Raw genomic sequence first — 15,096 nt, forward strand, 5'->3', positions numbered from 1 at the left:
TCTGGTCTGGCCGGCAGCCGGGATCATCCTGCTTGCTGTGCGGAGGTACGGCGGAGCGGGGAGAGCCAGATCCACGGGATCGTGAGCATGATGCCCGCCGCGCAGATCCACAGCACCGGGCGCAGCCCCAGCAACTCGCCGAGCAGGCCGCCGGCCAGTCCGCCGAGGGCGAGGACCCCCTGGATCGTGAAGGTCATCGTGGCGTTGATCCGGCCGAGCAGGTCGGCGGGGCCCTCGCGGAGGACGACGGCGCCGAAGCAGACGGAGAAGGCCACGATGGCCATGCCGGTGATCAGCGTGCTGGCGGACATGAGGAGGAACTTGGCCCACACCGGGCCGGAGGCCAGCGCCGCGGCCACGAAGTCGATCGGGAAGAGCAGCACCGCGTAGACCAGCAGCCGGTTCTCGCCGAACCGCCTGACCAGCCGCGGAGTGATCGCGGCGCCGAGCAGTCCGCCCACCCCGGCGAAGGCGGTGAGCGCGCCGAGCAGCCCGCCGGGCAGGCCGAGCACGTTGAGCGCGTAGATCACGAACAGCGCGAGGTAGGCCGAGGCGAAGAAGTTGATGGTCATTCCACAGCCGGCGAGTGCGCGTAGCGTCGGCTGCTCCAGCACGGCGCGCAGGCCCTCGCGGATCTCGGTCCACATGCCGCGCGGGGGAGCGGGGGTGTGGGCCTCCGGCGCCTTGATCGACCGGATCAGGAACGCCGAGGCCAGGAACGACGCCGCGTTGACGATGATCGCGAAGGGTGCCGTGATCAGCTGGACGAGTAGCCCGGCGAGCCCCGGTCCGCTGACCGTGGCCAGGGAGTAGGCCGACTGGAAGCCCGCGAGCGCCTCGGTCCGCTGGCTCTCGTGCACCACCGCGGTCATGTGCGGGAAGTTCATCGCGCGGAAGATCACCGCGCAGCTGCCGACGATGAACGCCACCGCGATCAGCCAGGCCACGTTCAGCAGCCCGGTGATCCAGGCCAGCGGGATGGTGGCCATGGCCACGGCCGAGATCACCTCGCAGCCCACCATGACGGGCCGGTGCCGTTTCATCCGGTCGGCGACCGCGCCCGCCTGCAGCCCGATCAGCAGATAGGGCAGCGAGGTGGCGGCGGCGAGCACGCCCATCTGGGCGGGGGAGGCGCCGAGCAGGGTGGCGGCGGTCAGCGGCACGGCCAACCGGGAGACCTCGGTGCCGGTCTCGGAGACGGCTCGGGCGGACAGCAGCAGCCGGTAGTCGCGCTGCCTGCGCAGGGGGAGGGGCTGCAACACGGGGATCACGCCGCTTTCTGAAGGGAACGCTTCACATCTATGAAGATAGTCCTTCATAGATGTGAAGGCAATCCTTCAGAGCAAAAATGGGTACGGTTTGCACATGACCGAGGCACGGAGGCCGCTCACCGATCCCACGGCGATGCGCGCGCTCGCCCATCCCGCGCGGCTCGCCATCCTGAACCGGCTCCAGGCGGAGGGGCCCGCCACCGCGACCGACGTCGCCGAGGTCGTCGGCGTCACGCCGAGCGCGGCGAGCTACCACCTGCGCATGCTCGCCAAGTACGGCTTCGCCGAGGACGCTCCGGCGCGCGGCGACGGCAGGGAGCGACTGTGGCAGGTCGCCTCCGGCGGCAGTCTGACCGTCACCCCCGAGCCGGATGACCGACCCGAGGTCCGGGCGGCGAAGGATCTGCTGATCAAGGCCGTGCGCGACCAGGCGGCTGACGAGGTGACCCGGGTCATGGGCAACTTCGACCGCGAGTCTCCCGAGTGGCGGGCGGCCTCGGTGTTCAACCGGACCCTCCTGCTGGTGGACGCCGAGGAGTTGAAGCGGCTGAACGAACAGATCGACGAGTTGCTCACCCCCTACCGGGCCGCCACCCGGGACCGGGCGCACGCTCCGGCCGGAGCCCGGATCTCCGAGGCGCAGGTGAGCCTCTTTCCGCGCGTCGAGCGGCGGCCGCACGGAATCCCCCGCGAGTGATCCAAACGGCGATGCCGGCCGGAAGACCCTCCCGGAATGATCAGGAATGATCAGGGTGGCCTTGACGCGCTGAGGTCAGGGTGAGGTGCGGTTGCGGGTACACTTTTCGATGGCCTGTCACTCACAGGCCGACTTCGCATGCCCCGTCAAGAATCGTTCCCTCGGTCCGGGTGAGAGCCCGGGAGGAGCCGGTTCGGGGTATCAGGGCGACAGTCGCAGGCTGCCGCGTCAACCGAGAACAGCGCCCGTCCAGGCGCTCCGACCTGGAGGACAATCACATGTCCACCCCCGTCGTCACCATGCGACAGCTGCTTGAGAGCGGCGTCCACTTCGGTCACCAGACCCGTCGCTGGAACCCGAAGATGAAGCGCTTCATCTTCACCGAGCGCAACGGCATCTACATCATCGACCTGCAGAAGTCGCTGGCCTTCATCGACCGGGCCTACGACTTCGTCAAGGAGACCGTCGCGCACGGCGGCACGATCATGTTCATCGGCACGAAGAAGCAGGCCCAGGAGGCCATCGCCGAGCAGGCCGCGCGCGTCGGCATGCCGTACGTCAACCAGCGCTGGCTGGGTGGCATGCTCACCAACTTCTCCACCGTGCACAAGAGGCTTCAGCGTCTGAAGGAGCTCGAGGAGCTCGACTTCGACAACGTCGCCGCGTCGGGGCTCACCAAGAAGGAGCTCCTCATGCGCCGTCGTGAGAAGGAGAAGCTGGAGCGCACCCTCGGCGGTATCCGCGACATGTCCCGCGTTCCCAGCGCGGTGTGGGTCGTCGACACCAAGAAGGAGCACATCGGGATCAGCGAGGCCCGCAAGCTCAACATCCCGGTCGTCGCGATCCTCGACACCAACTGCGACCCGGACGAGGTCGACTACCCGATCCCGGGTAACGACGACGCCATCCGCGCCGTCGGCCTGCTGACCCGCGTCGTCGCCGACGCCGTCGCCGCCGGCCTCATGGCCCGCGCCGGCGCCAACCGCGGCGACGACAAGCCGGCCGTCGCCGGTGGCGCCGAGCCGCTGGCCGAGTGGGAGCAGGAGCTGCTCTCCGGCGCCGAGGCCGCTCCGGCCGCAGCCGAGGCCGCTCCGGTCGCCGAGGCCGCTCCGGTCGCTGAGGAGGCTCCGGTCGCCGAGGCCGAGGCCGCTCCGGTCGCCGACGAGGCCCCGGCCGCTCCGGTCGCCGAGAACGACGCCGACGCCGAGAAGCAGGCCTAGGTCCTTTCCGTACGGCCCGGCCGTACGACCCGCAAGGCCCTTTCCGGGTGGGTGCGCTCAGCCGAGCGCACCCACCCGATCCACGACGATTCCCACGAGGAAAGACAATGGCTTCCGTGAACATGGCCGACGTCAAGCGGCTTCGTGAGCTGACCGCCGCCGGCATGATGGACTGCAAGAAGGCTCTTGAGGAGTCCGAGGGCGACTTCGACCGCGCCGTCGAGCTCCTGCGTCTCAAGGGCGCCAAGGACGTCGGCAAGCGTGAGGCCCGCACCGCCTCCAACGGCCTGGTCGCTCTGAAGCAGGCCGGCGACTCCGCCGCCGCGCTGCTCGAGCTCAACTGCGAGACCGACTTCGTCGCCAAGGGTGAGCGCTTCCAGGAGCTCGCAACCCAGGTCGTCGCGCACATCCTGGCCACCAAGCCGGCCGACGTGCCCTCCCTGCTCGAGTCCGGCCTCGACGGCAAGTCCGTCAAGGCGCACCTGGACGAGGCCAACGCCGCGCTCGGCGAGAAGATCGAGATCCGTCGTTTCGCGGTGCTCGAGGGGGCTTTCGTCGGCTCCTACATGCACAAGACCGACCCGCAGCTTCCGCCCACGGTCGGCGTGCTCGTGCAGCTCGACTCCGCCAACCCGCAGGTCGCCAAGGACATCGCGCAGCACGCCGCCGCGATGGCTCCGAAGTACCTCAACCCCGACGCCGTCCCCGCCGACGTCATCGAGAAGGAGCGCGCGCTCTTCGAGGAGATGACCCGCGAGGAGGGCAAGCCCGAGGCCGCCATCGGCAAGATCGTCGACGGTCGCGTCAACGGCTGGTACAAGGACTTCACCCTGCTGGAGCAGGCCTTCGTGAAGGACAACAAGAAGTCCATCGCGAAGTTCGCCGATGAGAACGGTGTCAAGGTCGAGGCTTTTGTCCGCTTCAAGGTCGGGCAGGCTTAGTCTTAACCCAGCTTCTCTCAGTAGCAGCAGCGCACCAAAACGAGGAGGCCGTCGCCGTGCCGGAGAATCCAGAACCCGCTACGTCGGCGGTTTCGTCGTATTCGGGCCCGCTCCGTTGGAAGCGGGTCATGTTGAAGCTGTCGGGCGAGGCGTTCGCCGGCCGGGAGCCGCTGGGAATCGATCCCCTCGTCGTCGGCCATCTCGCCGACTCGATCGCCGAGGCCGTCCGCGAGGGCGTGCAGGTGGCGGTCGTCGTCGGTGGCGGAAACATGTTCCGCGGCGCGGCCCTGTCCGAACGTGGCATGGACCGCGCCAGGGCCGACTACATGGGCATGCTCGGCACGGTGATCAACTGCCTGGCCCTTCAGGACTTCCTGGAGAAGCGGGGCATCGACACCCGCGTCCAGACCGCCATCACCATGCAGCAGGTCGCCGAGCCCTTCCTGCCCCGCCGTGCCATCCGCCACCTGGAGAAGGGGCGCGTGGTCATCTTCGGGGCCGGGCTCGGTTCGCCGTTCTTCTCCACCGACACCTGCGCCGCACAGCGCGCGCTGGAGATCGGTGCCGAGGCGCTGCTCAAGGGCACCCAGGTGGACGGCGTCTACGACGCCGACCCCCGGAAGAACCCCGACGCCGTCCGGTTCGACCACCTCGAATATGGTGAGGTGCTGACCCGCGGTCTCGGTGTGATGGACGCCACCGCCATCAGCCTGTGCATGGACAACGGTCTGCCCATCGTCGTCTTCGACCTCATGGGCGAGGGCAACATCCTGCGGGCGGTGCGTGGTGAAAAGATCGGCACGCTGGTGAGTCCGGCAGGGAAATAGGGAGCCGCTGTGATCGACGAAACCCTCCTCGAAGCCGAGGAAAAGATGGACAAGGCCGTGTCGGTGGCGAAGGACGACTTCGCGGGCATCCGCACGGGCCGCGTCACCCCGTCGATGTTCAACAAGATCAGCGCTGAGTACTACGGGACACCCACCCCCATTCAGCAGCTGGCCTCGTTCCACGTCCCCGAGGCTCGCATGGTCATCATCCAGCCCTTCGACAAGGGCTCGATGGCCGCGATCGAGAAGGCGATCCGTAACTCCGATCTCGGCGTCAACCCCGGCAACGACGGCCAGGTCATCCGTGTGGCCTTCCCGGAGCTGTCGGAGGAGCGTCGCAAGGAGTACATCAAGGTCGCCCGGAGCAAGGCGGAGCATTCCAGGATCTCCATCCGCAACATCCGCCGCAGCGCCAAGGAGACCCTTGACAAGATGGTCAAGGACAGCGAGGCCGGTGAGGATGAGGTGCGTCGCGCGGAGAAGGAGCTCGACGACCTCACCCAGAAGCACGTAGCCAAGATCGACGAGCTGCTCAAGCACAAGGAAGCCGAGCTGCTCGAAGTCTGATCCCGGGAATCCTTGTCTCGCGTGGGCCTCCCGCGCGGGACAAGGATTTTGTGTATGAGAGTAGGACCCCCTTGGAACCTGCGGCGGGCGGTAGCCGTACCGGCCGGAATCTTCCCGTCGCGATCGCGGTGGGTGCCGGTCTGGGAGCCGTGATCATCGGCTCTCTCTACTTCGTCAAGGTGCTCTTCCTCGCCGTGGTGATCGCGGCCGTGGGCATCGGCGTGACGGAACTGGTCAAGTCGTTCGCGGCCAGGGACATCAACATCCCGTTGATCCCCGTCCTCGTCGGCATGGCCGCCATGATCGGCGGCGCCTACCAGGGCGGCCCGGCGTGGCTGCTCGGAATCTTCGCCATGACCGTGCTCGTCCTGATGATCTGGCGGATGTTCCAGGGCACCGACGGCTATGTCCGCGACACCACCGCCACCATCCTGGTCACGGTCTACCCCGCACTGCTCGCCGGGTTCGTGGCGCTGCTGCTCAGAGCTCCGCTCGACGGTCCCGACCGGGTGGTCGTCTTCATCGCCACCACGGTCGCCAGCGACATCGGTGGATACTTCGCGGGGATCTCGCTCGGCAGGCACAGGATGTCCCCACTGATCAGCCCGAAGAAGACCTGGGAGGGTTTCGCCGGGTCGGCGCTGGCGTGCATGGCCGTGGGCGGGTGGCTGGTGGCGTGGCTGCTGGACGACGCCGTCTGGAAGGGCGTGCTGATCGGTGCCGTCGTGGTGGTCTTCGCCACGCTCGGCGACCTGGTGGAGTCGGTGATCAAGCGTGACCTCGGTGTCAAGGACATGGGCAGCGTACTGCCCGGCCACGGCGGTCTGATGGATCGGCTCGACTCCCTCGTCGCCGCGCTGATCCCGGTCTGGGTGCTGCTCACCCTGCTCGTCTGAGCCGCCGCCCTCACGCCGCCGCGGCGTTCACCCCACAGAGGCGGGCGGCGTGATCACTCCGCCCGGGTGAGCCGCTCGGCCGACAGGTGGGGGAGCAGCGCCCGGTAGCCGTTCTCCGCGACCAGACGCAGCTCGTCGGCGGTGATCGGGACCAGCCAGAGCCACCGCACGGCGTCTCCGCCGAAGGTGAAGCCCGACAGGTCGGGCAGGCCCGGTAGCCCGCTCAGCAGGATGACACCGCTGTAGGCGGAGCCCAGCGGGAACGTCTCCGGCCGGTGATACCACTTCGCGGTGTGGCCGTGGCCGAGCCAGGTGACCGAGTGCCATGGATACTGGCCCAGCCACAGGAAGAGCCGGGCCGCGTCCCGGGCGTCGCCGGCGGTGGCGACGGCGAGCTCCACCCGCGCGTAGGCGTCAGGCCGGTCGATGTACTGCTCCACGGTGGGCATCCGCTGGCAGCTCATCCCCACGGTCGACAGGATCGTGTGCTCCCGGTCCCGTTCCGGTGGCCGCTCGGTGATGCCGACGGTCGGCAACCGTTCGCCGCCGGCGTCCCAGAACCGGCCGGGGTTTCCGGCCGTCCGGTCCAGATGGCCCATCACGAACTGCTGGAAGGAGGCCCAGGCGCCGTCGCTGCCCCGCCAGTCCCAGTAGGACCGGGCCTTGGCCAGTTGGAGGGCCAGTCCCTCATGGGCATCCTCCAGCGACCAGGCGAACGGCGACTCACCCACCGCGTCGCGGGAGTAGCCCGGCATGCCCCTGCTCATGTCGGCCCAGCCAGGAATGACCGCGAGTAGCTCGTCGTTCTCGTACAGGGCGACGCCGTCGCCCTCCTCGAACCACAGCGGTCGCAGCGTGCCCAGCGGCGCCCTGCCGTCGGGGTGCCGGGTGTTCGCCCGGGGCGCCGCCGGAGGCAGTTCGGAGTTCAGGCGGCTCAGGTCGATCGCCGCCGGAGCGGGGCCGTGATTGGCCAGCCATACCGCTCCGTGCACCGTCCCTCCGGGTCCGCACAGGTAAGCTACCGAGGAAGTCTCGTCGCGTTCGACCACCAGGGTGCGGCTCCCATAGGGATTGACGTCGGTGAGCACGACCTCGACGCCACCTCCCCGCTCGCCTGAAGGCCGGATTGTCGCCATACCTCCGGACTCTAGATCAGAGTCGAGTACCGCTTCGAGTAACCGTCGAGAGAAGGCGTTGGACTTGTCGACTGTCAGCCCGCCCGGGGCCCCCGAACCCGGCCAGCTCACCTTCGTGGCCCCCCGCAGGGCGAAGCCCGCGCGCCACCTGGCCGACCTGACCATGGCCGAGCGCCGGGCGGCGGTGGCCGAGCTGGGGGAGAAGCCATTCCGCGCCGACCAGCTCTCCCGGCACTACTTCGAGAAGCTCAACGGCGACCCCGAGCTCATGACGGATCTGCCGGCCGCGGCCAGGGAGAAGTTCGCCTCCGCGCTCTTCCCCAAGCTGCTGACCCCGGTCCGGGAGATGACGACCGACGCCGGCACCACCCGCAAGACGCTGTGGCGGCTGTTCGACGGTGCGCTGGTCGAGTCGGTCCTCATGCGCTACACCGACCGCACCACCATGTGTGTGTCCTCCCAGGCGGGCTGCGGTATGAACTGCCCGTTCTGCGCCACCGGCCAGGCCGGTCTGACGCGTAACATGACCACCGCCGAGATCGTCGAGCAGGTCGTCGCCGGAGCGCGGGCCCTGTCCGCCGGTGAGGTCCCCGGTGGCCCCGGCCGGGTCAGCAACGTGGTCTTCATGGGCATGGGCGAACCGCTGGCCAACTACAAGGCCGTGATCGGCGCCGTGCGCCGGATGGTCGAGCCGGCACCCGACGGCCTGGGCATCTCCGCGCGGGGCGTCACGGTCTCCACCGTCGGCCTGGTCCCCGCGATCGGCAAGCTCGCCGGCGAGGGACTGCCGGTGACGCTGGCCCTCTCCCTGCACGCGCCCGACGACGAGCTCCGCGACACCCTCGTGCCGATCAACACCCGGTGGAAGGTCGCCGAGGTCCTCGACGCCGCCTGGAACTACGCGGCCGTCACCAAGCGCCGTGTCTCCATCGAGTACGCGCTGATCAAGGACATCAACGACCAGGAGTGGCGGGCCGACCTGCTCGGCAAGCTCATCAAGAACAAGCTGGTCCACGTCAACCTGATCCCGCTCAACCCGACTCCGGGCTCGAAGTGGACGGCCTCCCGCCCGGAGGACGAGCGGGCCTTCGTCCGCCGCCTGGAGTTCCACGGCGTCCCGGTGACCGTCCGCGACACCCGGGGCCGCGAGATCGACGGCGCCTGCGGCCAGCTCGCCGCCGCCGAGTGACTCCCCCCACCGGGCGCGCGGACCGCCCGCCCGGTGGAGGGACCGTTACGGCGTCAGGCGGTGCAGGTCCCGGGGGAACAGCGTGGTCTGCCTGATGTTGGCGGCCCCCGTCAGCCGCGAGGTCCAGCGCTCCAGGCCGATCGCGAAGCCGCCGTGCGGAGGCATGCCGTGAGCGAAGGCGGCCAGATAGCCCTCATACGCCTGCGGGTCCTCGCCTGACGTAGAGAAACTCCGAGCCGTGCTCGCGCAACGCCCACTCGCCCAGCCAGCGCTCGTGCGCGGGGGCGAGGTCGGGCTCCCCGCTCGGGTCCTCACCGGTGTGCCGGGCCGGCAACTCCTGCGCGTCGGCGAAGTGGATGGCCGGGATCTCGCCCGGGACTTCGGGCAGTTCGATCTCCAGCAGTCGCAGAGCCGCGGCGGCGCGCTCGGCCGCCGCCGCGTGCATGCCCGCCAGGGCCTCTCGCAGCACCGCCATCACGTCGCGGTGGTCACGGACGAAGCCCAGTTCGGCGTCCAGACTGGTGTACTGCGCGAGGTGCCTGGCGGTGTCGTGCGGTCCGGCCCGGAAGACCGGACCGACCTCGTAGACCCGTTCGAAGACCCCGACCAGCGCCTGCTTGAAGAACTGCGGCGACTGGGCGAGGAAGGCAGGGCGGCCGAAGTAGTCGATGCCGAAGACGTTCGCCCCCGACCCGGTGGCGGTTCCGACGATCTTCGGAGTCTGGCTCTCGAGGAACCCGAGACCGTCCAGCGCCGCCCGGAACCCGGCGACCCCGGCTGCGGCGATCTCAAAAGGCGCCCGTAGCCGGGGATGGCGGAGCACGACCTGGGCGAGGCCGGAGCGGTCACGGATCACGAGAAAGGAGACGGACTTCAGCTCGCGGCGGCGGTGCAGCCATCCGGCGAGACGGACATGGCGGCCGACGTGCCGGGGCAGGTCGGCGGCGAGAACCCGATGGATCATCACATTCCCTCACGGAGCATGAACTGATCCCTTGGGAGTGCGGGCGAGAAGGGAACTCGCGGTGCCACCGCACCTTCGCCACCGCCGCTCGGTGGATCCGGTGAGGCCGCGGCCTCGCTCTGGCCCGGTGACGGGGACCGGCCGGCGGGGCATTGGGTCCGGCCGACATGCGGCGGGCCGTTCCTCCCCGCGCTCGGGAGTGTCTTCGCCCGGGGGTGCGGGGCCACCTTCGCAGCTACCGGTGGCTCTCTGACCCGCGCTGTTCCCGGACTACTCGTCTCCGTCGACGCGTTGGCAGCAGCTTAGGTTCTCCCGTGCCGGGACCACAACCGCGTTTGTGCGTACGCTCATCCAGCCAATCGGGAACGGAGTACCGCTCCGCCGAGGCTCCACCATGCGACCAGAACGTCAGCAACCCAGCGACCAATCTGTCAGCAACCCAGCGACCAATCTGTCAGCCGACCACCGACTGTGCCATCCTGAACCAATGGTCGGCAGCACACAGACTCCTCTCGGCAAGGTTCTGCCACGGCGCGCCGGAACAGCCGTGGAAGAGGCTCTGTCCGACACACGCGTGACCCTCGTCACGGGGGCCCGCCAGTGTGGCAAGAGCACCCTGGTCCGGCTTCTCGCCAAGGGGCGTGCGGGGGAATGGCGTGACCTCGACACTCCGGCCGTCCGGCAGGCCGCGATCGCGGATCCCGCCGGCTTCGTGGCGTTCCCCGAGCTCATGGTGATCGACGAGATCCAGCGCGCCCCCGAACTGCTGCTCGCCATCAAGGAGCAGGTGGACTCCGATCCGAGACCGGGTCGCTACCTTCTGACCGGTTCGGCCCGGATCCTCGGGCTCCGGGCCCTTCCCGATGCGCTGCCCGGCCGGATGGAGACCATCGAGCTGTGGCCGTTCTCGCAGGGCGAGATCGACGGCGCGGCCGACGGATTCGTGGACGCGATCTTCGCTGAAGGCGAGAACCTCCACCACACGTCGGCGGTCAGCCGCGCCGAGTATGCGGAGCGGATCGTCCGGGGTGGATTTCCCGAGGCGGTCGCGCGGACCAACGTCCGCAGACGGGAGCGGTTTCTTGACTCTTATGTGGCGGATCTCATCGCACGTGATGTGAGTCAGCTGGCGGAGATCGAGCGGACAACGGAGATGCGGGCTCTGATCCGGCTGCTGGCCGCCCGGTCAGGCCAGTTACTGGTCGCCGCGTCCTTGGGCAACGGGATCGGGCTTTCCGCGAGCACGGTGCATCGCTACCTGAGCCTGCTGGAAGAGGTGTTTCTGATCAAGCGGATCCCCGCCTGGTCACGCAACCTCAGTAGCCGCGCGGTCGGAACGCCCAAGATCGCCTTCGTCGATTCGGGAATCGCGGCGAACCTCCTGGGTGCGGACTCCAGGAGTCTGCTCCGTCCCGACGGCGCCTTCGGCCCGCTCCTGGAGGGCTTCGTCCTCATGGAACTGGCTCGCCAGCTCACCTGGTCCGACGGACGCGTGGAGCTGTTCCACTATCGCACCAAGGACAAGGTGGAGGTCGACGCCGTTCTGGAGAACCGCCAGGGACGTGTGGTCGGCATCGAGGTGAAGGCGTCGTCGACGGTACGGCCGGATGATTTCCGAGGACTACGACATCTCGCCGGCCGTCTCGGTGACGACTTCGCGGTGGGGGTGGTCCTTTACACCGGGACACAGACGCTCCCGTTCGGGGAGCGTATGCGCGCCATGCCGGTGAGCGCTCTCTGGGAGGTGGCCGCGCCTCGATAGGGACTCTGGTGCGGTGGCCGTCTGGTAGAGCCCGTACGCCGTCCGGTGAGGGGCCCCGTTCAGGGGCGGGTGCGGCGGAGCCGTAGGTAGGCGACCAGGCCCGCCGCGGTCCAGAAGAGTGCCGCGGCGGAGAGTGTGGGCAGGGCACCGTCGAGCGTGCCGGCGTTGGCGGCGCGCATCCAGAGCATGATCGGCACCGTGAAACGGCCCACCGGGGTGATGCCGACCAGCAGCAGCACCAGGTAGCCGCCGAACAGGACCAGCATCGAGACGGCGGGGGAGGGCAGGATCGGCCTGCTGGTCAGCGCGCCCAGTGCCGTCCCGACGCTCAGACCGAGCAGATGCAGCACGACGCCCTGTGCCAGGTCGCCGGCCGTGGGCGTGGCGGTGAAGCCGATGACCAGGGGCAGCACGACCGCGAACGCCGCCATGCCGAGGTTGACGACAAGCGCGGCGAGCAGCCCCGCACCGGTCTCCCGGCCGGGCCGGCCGGCCGCCGTCATCGAGATCAGCCGCTGGGTCGCGGGCTCGGTGTCGAGCAGTCCCCGGGTGGCCCAGGCGAAGACGAGAATGAGCAGCCCGGCCGAGTCGGCGTAGGAGGACAGCTCCTTGCCCGGCGGGACCGGGGCCGAGAAGAAGACGCCCAGCATCACCAGCAGCCCGATCATGGGCTGGAACAGCCGGTGGGACCGGGTGTAGGCGGCCAGCTTGAACCGGACGAGGGAGGCCGTCACGAGATCCTCCTGGTGGTGTGGCCGTCGGCACGGAGTTTCTGTTCGACCTCGTCGGCCTCCGCGGCGTCGACGATCACCTCGATGACCGCCTGCCTCGGCCGCTCGCCGGACTGGACGGAGACCGCTCCGCCGTCGACCAGCCAGTGGTCGGCGCCGGGGAAGTCCTGGAGTTGGTTCTGGTGGTCGCTGACCACGACCGTCCCGCCACTCGCGGCGATCTCGCCGATGATCACGGGGAGTTCGGCGCGGGTCTGCTCGTCCAGGCCCGCGAACGGCTCGTCCAGGATCAGCAGGTCGGGCGGGGCCAGCAGCGCCTGGATCAGTCCGGCCTTCTGCGCGCTGCCCTTGGACAGGTCGCCGAGCGGCTGGTCCAGCAGGTGCGTCGCGTTCAGCCGCCCGGCCGGCTCCCGAGCCCCGGCAGGGGAGACGCCCCGGATCCGGGCCATGTGGGTGAGGTAGGCGATGACGGTGAACGGCTGGTCCACGGGGAAGACGTCGGGGGCGTAGCCGACGACGCGAGGCCGGTCGGCGATCGAGCCTCTGGACGGCGGGATGATCCCGGCGAGCAGGCGGAGCAGGGTGGACTTGCCCGCGCCGTTACGCCCGGTGACCTCGATGACGGACCCCGCGCGGAGTGTGAGATCGACGTCCCGCAGGACCCAGGGACCGCGACGCGAGTATCTGAAGGACACATCGGAGAGCCGCATAGATCCGCAACACTACCGCGATCACTCGCTTTACCGATTCTGCCGGATCAGAATGGAGAACATCGGAACGGAGGGAAGGGTCTGGGGTTGAATCGTTTTCCGCGGGTGCTGGCGGTGCGTGCCGGATATGACCCCGATCAGGTTGACGCTCTGGTCCGCCGGATCGAAGGCGCCCTCGGCAGGGGCGCCCCGGACGGGGAGCCGATCACCGCCGACGAGATCCGCGCCGCGCGGTTCCGGACAAAACTCGGCGGTTACCACGAGGTGGCCGTGGACTTCGCGCTACAGGCGTTCATCGTCGCGGTCGAGAACCGGTCCGCCGAGGGCGGCGGGCCGGTGGCCTCCCGCGCGGAGCCGAGCGCCGAGGAGCACGCGGCCAGGATCGAACGGGCCGCCTTCCGGGCCGGGCGGCTGGGCATGGGCTATGACGAGGATCAGGTGGACACCTTCCTCGACCGGGTCGTCGCCACCCTGCGCGGTACCACCGACCGGCCTGTCACCCCCGGCGACGTGCGGTCGGCCAGGTTCGCCACGGTGATCCTCAAGCCCGGCTACGCCGTCAGAGAGGTGGACACGTTCCTCGCCGACCTCGCCGGCGTCCTGGAGACGCGCCTCGGCCGATGACATCCGAGCCGTGCTGTCGCGCCCGCCGGCCCCGGCCGGTGAGGTCCGAGCCGTGCGGTCACGTCTCAGGCGGTGAGGCCGAGCTGCCCCGCCGCCCGGACCGCCAGCCACACCTCGGTGAACGCGCCGGTGGACGACAGATCACGGCCGGTCAGCGCGGTGAACCGGCGCAGCCGGTAGGCCAGGGTGTTGGGATGGACATGCAGCGCCGCGGCCGCGTCCTCGGTGCGCCTGTCCCGCTCCATCCAGGTGCGGACGGAGGTCAGGAGCTGGGAGTCGTGGGCGGCGTCGTAGCGGAGCACCTCGCCGAGCACGTGTTCCACCAGCGCGGCCAGCACCGACGGGTCGTCGGGCAGCCATCTCCCCGCGGTGTCGTCGCCGTAGCGGATCAGCGGCTGTCCTGACTCGGCGGCCCGGGACGCCGCCCACACCGCTTCCCGCCGGGCGACCCGGAGCGACGTCCCGGCCGGGAACGGCCTGCTCATTCCGGCGGCGGCCGAGGGCAGCGCGGCGATCGCCGTACCCAGTTCCGCCGAGCCGAGCACGTAGCGGTCGTCGCCCCGGCGGAGCAGGAGGCAGGGGTGGTCGTCGAGGGCACGGAGCAGCGCGTCGTCGGGCACACCGCGGACCGTCAGCAGGACGAGCTCCTCGGCCGGCAGCCCCAGCCGGATCAGCCGCCGCCGGGCCGTGGCCGGGTCGAGCACGTCCTGGAGCAGTTCGGCCAGGATCTCGGCGCCCTCCCGCCGGAGCGTCTCGCGTCCGTGGCGGACCATCGCGACGCGTAGCGCGGCGACGGTGGCGATGTGTTGCACCACCGCCAGCCCGGCCGGGCGGGCGCCCTCCCGCTCGAAGGCCACCAGGAACCCGGCGGGACCACCCGGTGCGGGCACGGGTAGCGCGAAACCGCCGGGGATCGTCGGGGGCGCGTCGGCCGACCTCGGCAGAACCCCGGGATCGGGGGCCGGGACGCCGGGCAGCAGCGGGCGCCCCTGTGGCGTGCAGAGATACACCTCGTAGCCGGACAGGCGCTCCAGGCGGCGGAACAGCGCGGGGGTGTCCAGATCCTCTGAGGCCAGCCAGCGCAGCGCGCCGAACACCTGTAGCTGTGCGCCGAGCCGCTGGCCGGGATCCTCCTGTACGGCCGCCGCCACCTCCTGGGCGATCGCGATGAACGGCACCGCCAGTGGCACTTCCAGTACCGGCATGCCCCGCTCCTCGGCCGCCGCGAAGAACGCCTCGTGCAGCGGCGGCACGTGGAGCTGGGCGGAGAGGGCCAGCGCGGACACCCCGGCGTCGTCGAGCCGTTCGAGGTAGGCCCGTTGCCGCGTCGCCGAGCGGGGGATCGCCATGCCCGTCGTCATGATGACCTCGGCGCCGAGCAGCCAGGGCGTGGGGTCGTCGAGCTCGCTGACGTGTGCCCAGGACACCGAGCGGGTCAGGCCGGCCTCGCCGGCCATGACGCGTAGCTGGAGAGCGGGAAACCTGGTCAGGTCCTCGACGGTGAGCTTGTGTTCGGCCACAAGAAACACCGTACTGCTCTGTTGCTCACACAGTTGCACAT

The 15,096-nt window shown here is 69.6% G+C and carries 16 protein-coding genes; 9 read left to right on the forward strand and 7 right to left on the reverse strand.

Going from position 1 to position 15,096, the window contains the following annotated elements; all coding sequences use genetic code 11:
* Positions 1-23 precede the first annotated feature (23 nt).
* Positions 24-1,271 (reverse strand): MFS transporter, encoded by a 1,248-nt coding sequence (locus FHR32_RS22975; protein ID WP_312882621.1) that lies wholly within the window; start codon positions 1,269-1,271, stop codon positions 24-26.
* A 94-nt stretch (positions 1,272-1,365) separates the two neighbouring features.
* Between FHR32_RS22975 and FHR32_RS22980 the strand changes: the two genes are divergently transcribed.
* The 6 genes from FHR32_RS22980 to FHR32_RS23005 all read left to right on the forward strand — a co-directional run bounded on the left by FHR32_RS22980 (position 1,366) and on the right by FHR32_RS23005 (position 6,419).
* On the forward strand, positions 1,366-1,968 hold the full coding sequence (locus FHR32_RS22980; protein ID WP_221465517.1) for an ArsR/SmtB family transcription factor: 603 nt from the start codon (positions 1,366-1,368) through the stop codon (positions 1,966-1,968).
* Between the two features lie 278 nt (positions 1,969-2,246).
* Positions 2,247-3,188, forward strand: coding sequence for a 30S ribosomal protein S2 (gene rpsB / locus FHR32_RS22985; RefSeq protein ID WP_184756188.1), 942 nt, complete (start codon positions 2,247-2,249; stop codon positions 3,186-3,188).
* A gap of 107 nt (positions 3,189-3,295) precedes the next feature.
* A complete protein-coding gene (gene tsf, locus FHR32_RS22990) occupies positions 3,296-4,129 on the forward strand; it encodes a translation elongation factor Ts (protein WP_184756189.1) in 834 nt (277 codons plus the stop codon).
* Positions 4,130-4,257: 128 nt separating this feature from the next.
* A complete protein-coding gene (pyrH, locus tag FHR32_RS22995) occupies positions 4,258-4,956 on the forward strand; it encodes a UMP kinase (protein WP_221465518.1) in 699 nt (232 codons plus the stop codon).
* Positions 4,957-4,965: 9 nt separating this feature from the next.
* Entirely contained in the window at positions 4,966-5,523 is a 558-nt protein-coding gene (gene frr / locus FHR32_RS23000) for a ribosome recycling factor (RefSeq protein WP_184756191.1), read from the forward strand.
* 50 nt (positions 5,524-5,573) lie between these two features.
* Positions 5,574-6,419: a phosphatidate cytidylyltransferase gene (locus FHR32_RS23005; protein ID WP_184756192.1), complete on the forward strand. Its 846-nt coding sequence runs from the start codon at positions 5,574-5,576 to the stop codon at positions 6,417-6,419.
* A 53-nt stretch (positions 6,420-6,472) separates the two neighbouring features.
* Here the strand turns inward: FHR32_RS23005 and FHR32_RS23010 are convergent, their stop codons facing one another.
* A complete protein-coding gene (locus tag FHR32_RS23010; RefSeq protein ID WP_184756193.1) occupies positions 6,473-7,555 on the reverse strand; it encodes a suppressor of fused domain protein in 1,083 nt (360 codons plus the stop codon).
* 64 nt (positions 7,556-7,619) lie between these two features.
* Here FHR32_RS23010 and rlmN point away from each other — a divergent pair, with 64 nt between their 5' ends.
* Positions 7,620-8,744, forward strand: coding sequence for a dual-specificity RNA methyltransferase RlmN (gene rlmN, locus FHR32_RS23015; RefSeq protein ID WP_184756194.1), 1,125 nt, complete (start codon positions 7,620-7,622; stop codon positions 8,742-8,744).
* Between the two features lie 45 nt (positions 8,745-8,789).
* Here the strand turns inward: rlmN and FHR32_RS44640 are convergent, their stop codons facing one another.
* Together FHR32_RS44640 and FHR32_RS23020 are read right to left on the reverse strand one after the other, a co-directional pair.
* On the reverse strand, positions 8,790-8,909 hold the full coding sequence (locus FHR32_RS44640) for an amino acid--tRNA ligase-related protein (protein ID WP_246466282.1): 120 nt from the start codon (positions 8,907-8,909) through the stop codon (positions 8,790-8,792).
* Between the two features lie 28 nt (positions 8,910-8,937).
* Positions 8,938-9,708, reverse strand: a complete 771-nt coding sequence (locus tag FHR32_RS23020) for an amino acid--tRNA ligase-related protein (protein WP_246466283.1) — start codon at positions 9,706-9,708, stop codon at positions 8,938-8,940.
* Between the two features lie 574 nt (positions 9,709-10,282).
* Here FHR32_RS23020 and FHR32_RS23025 point away from each other — a divergent pair.
* Positions 10,283-11,470 (forward strand): ATP-binding protein, encoded by a 1,188-nt coding sequence (locus tag FHR32_RS23025; RefSeq protein ID WP_312882622.1) that lies wholly within the window; start codon positions 10,283-10,285, stop codon positions 11,468-11,470.
* A 59-nt stretch (positions 11,471-11,529) separates the two neighbouring features.
* On the opposite strand, the gene FHR32_RS23030 is transcribed toward FHR32_RS23025, so the two are convergent.
* Together FHR32_RS23030 and FHR32_RS23035 are read right to left on the reverse strand one after the other, a co-directional pair.
* Complete coding sequence (locus FHR32_RS23030) at positions 11,530-12,204, reverse strand: hypothetical protein (protein ID WP_184756196.1); 675 nt, start codon at positions 12,202-12,204, stop codon at positions 11,530-11,532.
* On the reverse strand, positions 12,201-12,896 hold the full coding sequence (locus FHR32_RS23035; protein WP_312882623.1) for an ATP-binding cassette domain-containing protein: 696 nt from the start codon (positions 12,894-12,896) through the stop codon (positions 12,201-12,203). The genes FHR32_RS23030 and FHR32_RS23035 overlap by 4 nt, the downstream gene beginning before the upstream one ends.
* A gap of 102 nt (positions 12,897-12,998) precedes the next feature.
* Between FHR32_RS23035 and FHR32_RS23040 the strand changes: the two genes are divergently transcribed.
* On the forward strand, positions 12,999-13,535 hold the full coding sequence (locus tag FHR32_RS23040) for a DivIVA domain-containing protein (protein WP_184756198.1): 537 nt from the start codon (positions 12,999-13,001) through the stop codon (positions 13,533-13,535).
* Positions 13,536-13,600: 65 nt separating this feature from the next.
* On the opposite strand, the gene FHR32_RS23045 is transcribed toward FHR32_RS23040, so the two are convergent.
* Positions 13,601-15,055 carry a PucR family transcriptional regulator gene (locus tag FHR32_RS23045; protein ID WP_184756199.1) on the reverse strand — a complete coding sequence of 485 codons (1,455 nt, stop codon included), beginning with the start codon at positions 15,053-15,055 and terminating at the stop codon, positions 13,601-13,603.
* Positions 15,056-15,096 lie beyond the last annotated feature (41 nt).

Source organism: Streptosporangium album, assembly GCF_014203795.1.
Lineage (GTDB): Bacteria > Actinomycetota > Actinomycetes > Streptosporangiales > Streptosporangiaceae > Streptosporangium > Streptosporangium album.